Here is an 8,070-nt window from a genome sequence, read left to right as displayed (position 1 = left end):
CCCAGACGGCAGAGGACGATTTTTCCTGAAACAATGCCGTCATCGGTACTTTGATCATGGCCTCGGACGATCTGGCGGCGAAACTGACATAAGCTGTCATCCCCAGTTTCACATCATCCGCGGCTTCAGGGATCGAAACCTTCGCGGTATATGTCCGCGTTGCCGGGTCGGCGACGGGCGACACTTCCCGGAGTTTGCCGGGCATGAGGCCATTCGGCTTGGCCCAGACCCGCACCTTTACGTCGCCGACTTCGCGCAATGCGTCGACCTTGTCTTCGGGGATGCCAATGACGATTTCCTTTTCGCCGCTTTGCGCCACTTTCACGACAGGACTTCCTGCCGAGACCACCTGGCCGACCTCGGCGTCGATACCTGTGACGACCCCGTCGACATCCGCAACAAGCACTGCATACCCTGCCTGATTGGATTGATTGCGGTATGCCGCCTGGGCCTGGTCGTAGCTGGCATTGGCCGCCTCCAGCGCGGTCTTTTTACTGTCAAGAATTGCCTGACTGACGAAGTTTTTTTCGCGCAGTTCCTGATAACGTTGCCATTCCGCTTTCGCCAGGTCGCGGTTGCTTTCGGCGGCCTTCAATGCGGCATTTGCCTGGGCCTGGGCAAGCTTCAAATCCTGCGGATCGAGCTGCATCAGCACCTGCCCCTTCTTGACCACCGTGCCGACATCGACCTTGCGGGCGACGATCTTGCCGCCGACCCGGAAGCCCAGCCGCGATTCGACACGGGCCCGCACCTCCCCAGGCAGCTCCGTTTTGACGTCGATATTGGAGGCAACCAGTTTGACTGCCCGCACCGGGCGGATTTCTTCGACTTTTTCAACCGGCTTGGAACAGCCGGCGAGGAAAAACATGGTTGATATACCAAGCGTGGCCGCGAGCTTCAGGCTTGTTGGTCTGGGGATGAATTGTTGTGCAGTTGGCCGGGCATCCATGTTTTTTCCTTTAGTATTCGGGCTGCGATGCGAGTCGGCACCTTTCAAACCTGATTGCAACCGGGCGGTTTTTTCCGGCGGGCTGCGCTAATGACTCGCGGGTTAGTAATTATATGCATGCCCAAAGTCATTTGTATATGACTTTTTGGTCATTAAATCATCATGCCAATAGATCATTACGAGAATTTCCCTGTTGCCTCGCTTCTGCTTCCGGCACGGCTGCGGCCGGCGGTCGAGTCACTCTATGCATTCGCCCGCAGCGCCGATGATCTAGCCGATGAAGGGGACTCACCGCGGGAACAGCGGCTGCATTCATTGACAGCATACGAAGCGGCACTCGACAGGATTGAGAATCGACAACCGGCGCAGTCACCGATGTTTGCCTTGTTAACGAAGACAGTCATCGATCACCGTCTGCCCGTGCAACCGATGCGGGATCTGCTTTCAGCGTTCAAGCAGGATGTCGTCAAGACGCGCTACCAGACCTTCGACAGTCTCCTGGATTACTGCAGGCGGTCAGCCAACCCGGTAGGTCATCTGATGCTGCATTTGTACCGTGCGGCAACACCGGACAATGTGCGTGATTCCGACGCGATATGTACAGCATTGCAGCTCATCAACTTTTGGCAGGATGTCGCAATCGACTGGAAAAAGCAGCGAATCTACCTGCCTCTGGACGACATGGCCCGCCATGCCGTCGATGAACGTCACATCGATGAAGGACGGGTCGATTCAAACTGGCGTTCACTGATGAAATTCGAAGTCGAGCGTGCGCGCTCCCTTATGCTTTCCGGCGCACCGCTGGCGCTGCGGCTGCCAGGCCGGATCGGCTGGGAGCTTCGGCTGATCGTGCAGGGCGGCCTGCGGATTCTCGACCGACTGGAAGCAGTCGAGTACGACATGTTCCGCCAACGTCCAAAACTGCGCTCCCGGGACTGGATGGTCATGGGCATCCGCGCATGCCGCATGAAAATCAGTTTGTCGACGATGCAACAAGTCGGCTAGCATAGCGGATTCTATTTTGTCACTGCCGATTCATGTCCCCTGACGAATATTGCCAGCAGAAAGCCGTTCAGAGCGGCTCGAGCTTCTATTACAGCTTCCTGTTCCTCCCCGTTGAACGCCGGCGTGCGATTACTGCGCTATATGCCTTTTGCCGCGAAGTCGACGATACCGTTGACGAAGCCACCGATCCCGGCGTTGCACGAATCAAGCTTGCCTGGTGGCGGCAGGAAATCGGCGCCATGTTTGCCGGCAACCCGTCACACCCCGTCACCAAGGCATTGCAACCCCACCTGACCATCTATTCACTGGACAGCAAGCATCTGCTTGCAATCGTCGACGGCATGGAAATGGATCTGGACCAGACCAGGTATCTGGACTTCCCTGGGTTGAGGCGTTATTGCTGGCACGTGGCAAGCGTAGTCGGCATTCTTTCCGCAAGCATCTTCGGCGCAACGCGTCCCGAGACGCTTCAATATGCCGAGAAACTCGGCCTCGCCTTCCAGTTAACCAATATCATTCGCGACGTCGGCGAGGATGCACGCAAAGGCCGCATTTATCTGCCGGTCAATGAACTGCAGCAGTTCGGCGTCACTGCCGCCGACCTGCTCAATGCCCGTCATAGCGAAAAATTTGAACAGCTCATGCGTTTTCAATACGATCGGGCACAGACCGCATATGACGAAGCATTCGCCATGCTGCCCACCGAAGACCGGCGGGCGCAACGTCCTGGCTTGATCATGGCGGCGATTTACCGAGCGCTGCTCAAGGAAATCGAACAGGACGGGTTTCATGTGCTTGAGCGGAAGATTTCGCTCACGCCGATCCGCAAGCTCTGGTTGGCCTGGAAGACCTATGTCCGCGGTTGAACATCAACGATCGATACGGCTGCGTCGCCGCAAATGAATCGCGTTCCTGCCAATTCATCTTCCTGGAAGAAGCCGGCGAAGGTCGCGTCCTCGTCTTCGCGCCGGATAGCCGTTGTCGGCGGCGGCTGGGCGGGCTGTGCCGCCGCCGTGGAATTGGCCGGCAGCGGTCATGAAGTCATGCTGTTCGAAGCGTCCCGCACGCTGGGTGGACGTGCGCGTGGCGTAGAATTTGACGGTAAGCCGCTCGATAACGGCCAGCACATCCTGCTTGGAGCGTACAGCGAAACACTGCGCCTGATGCATGCCGTCGGCATCGATCCGTCGGCCGCCCTGCTGCGGCTCCCCCTGCAAATGCGGTATCCCGACACGACGAGCGGCATGCGATTCATCACCCACCGCCTGCCCGCCCCACTCCACCTGCTCAGCGGTCTCCTGCTTGCCGAAGGGCTGACCTTGGACGACAAGCTTTCCCTCGCGCGCTTTTCGACGACAGCACGCTGGATGGGATGGCAACTGAATCAGGATTGCACGGTGGCGGAACTGTTGGAACGATTTGACCAGACCGACCGGCTCATCAAATTGATGTGGCGGCCGCTCTGCATCGCGGCGCTGAACACGCCTCCCGAGAGAGCATCCGCAAAGGTGTTTCTTGCCGTATTGCGTGACAGTCTCGGTGCACGACGCGCGGCATCCGACATGCTGATTCCGCGCGTCGATTTGAGCGCACTCTTTCCATCCAGGGCGGCCCAATATATCGACCGGCGCGGCGGCAAGGTGAGGTTGGGAACGGCGGTCAGGAAAATCGACCAGCAAGACAAGGCATGGAAAATTGATGCGGGCGCGGAGGAGCCGCCTTTCGAAGCTGATGGGGTGATCATTGCGGTACAGCCCGACAAGGCGGCGACGCTGCTATCGGGTCTCATCGACACCAGCCGGCTCGCCGGCCTGCAGTACGAACCGATCACGACCTGTTATTTGCAATATGACACGACGGTGCGACTGCCGACCCCTTTCTACGCCCTGGTTGATTCTTCCGATATCAACGAATGGGGCCAGTTCGTCTTCGACCGGGGGCATCTGGATCCGCGCCAGGCCGGCTTGCTGTCCGTTGTGGTCAGTGCATCGGCGGATGCAATTGAAAACGGACAAGGATTCCTGACCGCGGCCATCGCCGCACAACTGGCACGCGTGTTGAAGCGCCCGGATTTGACGAAACCGTCGTGGTCGAAAGTCATTTCGGAAAAACGGGCTACTTTTTCCTGCATGCCGGCATTGCAACGCCCGCCGATACGGACCGGCCTACCAGGCTTGGCGCTTGCGGGAGACTACGTCGAAGGGGAGTATCCGGCAACCTTGGAGTCTGCGATCCGCAGCGGCGTACAAGCCGCCCGTTCCGTCGTCGACCCCCATAGTGATTGATTGGCCCCGTATCAATCCTGTTCGCGCGCCTTGGTCAAGGCTTCATCGATTCGCTCCACGCCAATCACCGTAAGTCCTTCAATTTTCTGCTTCGGTGCATTTGCCTTGGGAATCAGCGCAATGGAAAAACCGAGTTTCGCCGCTTCCCGCAGACGCTCCTGTCCGCGAGGAGCCGGACGGATCTCGCCTGCCAGCCCCACTTCGCCGAACACTACAAGGCCGCGCGGCAGAGGCTTGTTGCGCATCGACGAGTGAATTGCCAGCAGCACGGCCAAATCGGCTGCAGGCTCAGTGATCTTCACACCGCCAACGGCGTTGATGAATACATCTTGATCAAAAGCCGCAATCGCCGCATGCCGGTGTAGAACCGCCAGCAGCATCGCCAACCGGTTCTGCTCCAGTCCCACGGAAAGACGGCGGGCATTCGGCACATGCGAGGTATCTACCAGTGCCTGGATCTCGACCAGCAGCGGCCGGGTGCCCTCCTGTGTCACCATGACACAGGAACCGGGAACCTGATTGTCGTGCTGCGAAAGGAATAGCGCCGATGGATTGGACACCCCTTTCAAGCCCTTTTCCGTCATCGCGAACACGCCGAGTTCATTGACCGCGCCGAAACGGTTCTTGAAGGCGCGCACCAGTCGGAAGCTCGAATGGGTATCGCCTTCGAAGTACAACACCGTATCGACGATGTGTTCCAGCACGCGCGGTCCGGCCAGCGCGCCTTCCTTGGTCACGTGGCCGACCATGATGATGGTGATGCCGGATTGCTTGGCGACCCGGGTAAGCTGCGCGGCGCATTCCCTCACCTGGGCGACCGATCCGGGTGCCGACGTGAGGGCATCCGAGTAAATCGTCTGAATGGAATCGATTACGGCAACCTGCGGCTTCTCGTCCGCAAGGGTATTGAGGATTTTCTCAAGCTGAATTTCAGCCTGCAACTTGAGGTCTTTTGCATCGACCGCAAGCCGCTTGGCCCGAAGCGCGATCTGCGAACCGGATTCCTCGCCGCTGATGTAGAGCGCTTTCTTCAGGCGCGACATATTGGCCAGCGCCTGCAGAAGCAAGGTGGACTTCCCGATCCCCGGATCGCCGCCGATCAGCACGACGCCGCCGGCCACCAGTCCGCCGCCAAGCACGCGGTCGAATTCCTCGATGCCGGTGCCGAAGCGCGGCACGTCGATGGCCTCGATATCCGCCAGGCTCAGGACCGGCGATGTCTGGGCCAGCCCCTGGTGCTGGGTGGAGAACCGGTTGCCTCCCGACTCGACGAGCGTCTCCACCAGAGTATTCCACTGATGGCAGGACGGGCACTGCCCCGCCCATTTGTTGGTGACGCCGCCGCACTCGGTACAGGTGTAATTGGTCTTTTGCTTTGCCATTGATGAAATCGCTTGGATGAAGGCGAAGGAGTGCTACAGGAGCGCTGAGAGGCAATATAGATGAGGCCGGATCATCGTTCCTCAACCCTGACGCGCGGCGCCAGCGCACACATTAACTCATAGCCAATCGTCCCGGCGGCATTTGCCACTTCATCGATTGGCAGACCGCCGCCCCACAGCGTCACCTTGCTGCCAACCCGTGCAGAGGGTATCGAGGTGATGTCCACACTGATCATGTCCATTGATACACGTCCGACAATAACCGTTCTGTGGCCTTCGACAATGACCGGCGTGCCATTGGGCGCATGTCGCGGGTAACCGTCCGCATAACCGCATGCAACGATGCCGATCGTCATCTCGCGGTCGGCGACAAAGCGGCTGCCATAACCGACACTATCGCCCGGCACGATGCGCTGTATGCCGATGAGCTCGCTGGTAAGTGTCATGGCGGCGCGCAGTCCGAAATCTTCGGCGGTTCCGCCACCGGGTGTTCCTCCGTACAGCATGATGCCGGGACGTATCCAATCCGCTGACACTTGCGAATGAATCAGGGTAGCGGCGGAATTCGAAAGGCTGCGGTCACCCGCCAATTCCTCGGAAGCGTCCACGAAGCGCCGCACTTGCTGCTCCAGCGACATTCCTGGATTGTGGCTGTCATCGGCATTGGCGAAATGGGTCATCAGCGTGATGCTGCCCACATGGCGATTGGCGCGCAATCTTTCATAGGCTTGCCGGTACACATCCGGCTTGAATCCGAGGCGGTTCATGCCGCTGTTCATTTTCAGATGGACGTGAAGCGGAGATTGAAAATTCGCTCTTTCGATCATCTCGATCTGCTCATTGCAGTGCACCGCTACCTGAAGTTGGTATTGGTCGACTACCAACAGGTCCGCCGATTCGAAAAATCCTTCCAGCAGAAGGATCGGCTTTTGCCAACCAGCGTCGCGCAAACGAACCGCGCCATCCACTTCAATCAACCCCAGACCATCCGCTGCGGAAAACGCCCGCATACCACGATCCAGGCCATGTCCATAGGCATTGGCCTTGACGACTGCCCAAATTTTGGACCTCGGCGCACGCAGCCGAGCGACCTCCAGGTTGTGGCGCATCGCTGCGATATCGATGGTGGCGACGAGTGGTCTTGGCATAAAAAGCGTGTGTTTTGGTAGGAAAATGAAAGGACGAAGATCGATTATGGAATTGGCGGCGATTATTTTACTTGAGAGCTACTGATCAGCCTTGATCAAATGCACGGTTGCCGCAAGGTTTCATGGTATAAAGCAAGCCGGAGAGAGCCAGACACAGATTGTAAAATGCGGATGAATCGCGGTTTCTACACCATTATGGCAGCGCAGTTTTTTTCGTCGCTTGCCGATAATGCACTTCTTATAGCGGCGATCGCGCTATTAACAGTCATGAAGTCACCAGCGTGGATGACCCCGCTGCTGAAACTGTTTTTTGTATTGTCCTACGTGCTGCTGGCGGCATTTGTCGGCGCATTTGCCGATGCCTTGCCGAAAGGCAGGGTCATGTTCATCACGAATCTGATCAAGATCGTCGGTTGCGGAATGATGTTTTTCGACGTGCACCCGCTCATCGCGTATGCAGTGGTCGGTTTCGGCGCGGCTGCCTATTCGCCGGCCAAGTATGGAATCCTTACCGAATTGCTGCCGCCGGAGAAGCTCGTCGCCGCGAACGGCTGGATCGAAGGTCTCACCGTCATCTCCATTATTCTCGGCACGGTGATGGGCGGCGCTCTGGTGAACGCGCAGATTTCTGCCTCACTGCTTGCGTTTGACTTCCCCTTGATTGATACAGGGATCGATACCGCCGCGGAATCGGCGCTTTCCATGATTGCGCTGACTTACCTGCTTGCCGCACTGTTCAATCTCAAGATACCGGATACCGGCGCGCGCTATCCGCATCAGGAGCGCAACCCGATCAAACTCGTCGCCGATTTCGCCAATTGCTTCAACACCTTGTGGAAAGACCGACTTGGCCAAATTTCTCTGGCGGTTACCACCTTGTTCTGGGGAGCCGGCGCAACGCTGCAGTTCATCGTACTCAAATGGGCGGAGAGTTCATTGAAACTGCCGCTCGATAAAGCGGCCATCCTGCAAGGCGTGACGGCGGTCGGGATTGCGGTTGGCGCGGCTGCGGCAGCACGCCTGATTCCCCTGAAAAAGTCGCTGAGTGTGATGCCGCTGGGCGTGGCAATGGGGATCATCGTCATGATCATGACGATGGTGAACTCGATGTGGGTCGCCTACCCGTTGCTGATTCTGATCGGTGCGCTGGCGGGTTTCTACGTGGTGCCGATGAATGCCTTGCTGCAGCATCGTGGTCACGTACTGCTCAGTGCCGGTCATTCCATCGCCGTTCAGAACTTTAACGAAAATCTGTCCGTGCTCACCATGCTCGTGCTGTATGCATTGATGATTACGCTGGA

7 protein-coding genes are annotated in these 8,070 nt (G+C 57.9%); 4 read left to right on the top strand and 3 right to left on the bottom strand.

The features are described 5' to 3' along the window. The coding region (locus VGU61_RS17845; RefSeq protein WP_326860570.1) for an efflux RND transporter periplasmic adaptor subunit at nucleotides 1–949 on the bottom strand (949 nt) is incomplete at its 3' end. 162 nt (nucleotides 950–1,111) lie between these two features. Here VGU61_RS17845 and hpnC point away from each other — a divergent pair. The 3 genes from hpnC to hpnE are packed head-to-tail and all read left to right on the top strand — an operon-like array spanning nucleotide 1,112 to nucleotide 4,239. Further along, nucleotides 1,112–1,954: a squalene synthase HpnC gene (gene hpnC / locus VGU61_RS17840; protein WP_326860569.1), complete on the top strand. Its 843-nt coding sequence runs from the start codon at nucleotides 1,112–1,114 to the stop codon at nucleotides 1,952–1,954. Nucleotides 1,955–1,986: 32 nt separating this feature from the next. Next, nucleotides 1,987–2,820, top strand: coding sequence for a presqualene diphosphate synthase HpnD (gene hpnD / locus VGU61_RS17835; RefSeq protein ID WP_326860568.1), 834 nt, complete (start codon nucleotides 1,987–1,989; stop codon nucleotides 2,818–2,820). Between the two features lie 33 nt (nucleotides 2,821–2,853). Beyond that, entirely contained in the window at nucleotides 2,854–4,239 is a 1,386-nt protein-coding gene (gene hpnE, locus VGU61_RS17830; protein WP_326860566.1) for a hydroxysqualene dehydroxylase HpnE, read from the top strand. A gap of 11 nt (nucleotides 4,240–4,250) precedes the next feature. Here hpnE and radA read toward each other — a convergent pair whose 3' ends face one another. Together radA and alr are read right to left on the bottom strand one after the other, a co-directional pair. Then, complete coding sequence (radA, locus tag VGU61_RS17825) at nucleotides 4,251–5,621, bottom strand: DNA repair protein RadA (protein ID WP_326860564.1); 1,371 nt, start codon at nucleotides 5,619–5,621, stop codon at nucleotides 4,251–4,253. Between the two features lie 71 nt (nucleotides 5,622–5,692). After that, on the bottom strand, nucleotides 5,693–6,769 hold the full coding sequence (gene alr / locus VGU61_RS17820; protein WP_326860563.1) for an alanine racemase: 1,077 nt from the start codon (nucleotides 6,767–6,769) through the stop codon (nucleotides 5,693–5,695). 171 nt (nucleotides 6,770–6,940) lie between these two features. Here alr and lplT point away from each other — a divergent pair. Then, a partial coding sequence (lplT, locus tag VGU61_RS17815) for a lysophospholipid transporter LplT (RefSeq protein WP_326860571.1) occupies nucleotides 6,941–8,070 on the top strand: 1,130 nt, incomplete at its 3' end.

Origin of the sequence: Noviherbaspirillum sp., assembly GCF_035944575.1 — a bacterium.
Classification (GTDB): Bacteria; Pseudomonadota; Gammaproteobacteria; order Burkholderiales; family Burkholderiaceae_D; genus Noviherbaspirillum.
This window is presented reverse-complemented; position numbering and strand designations above follow the sequence as displayed.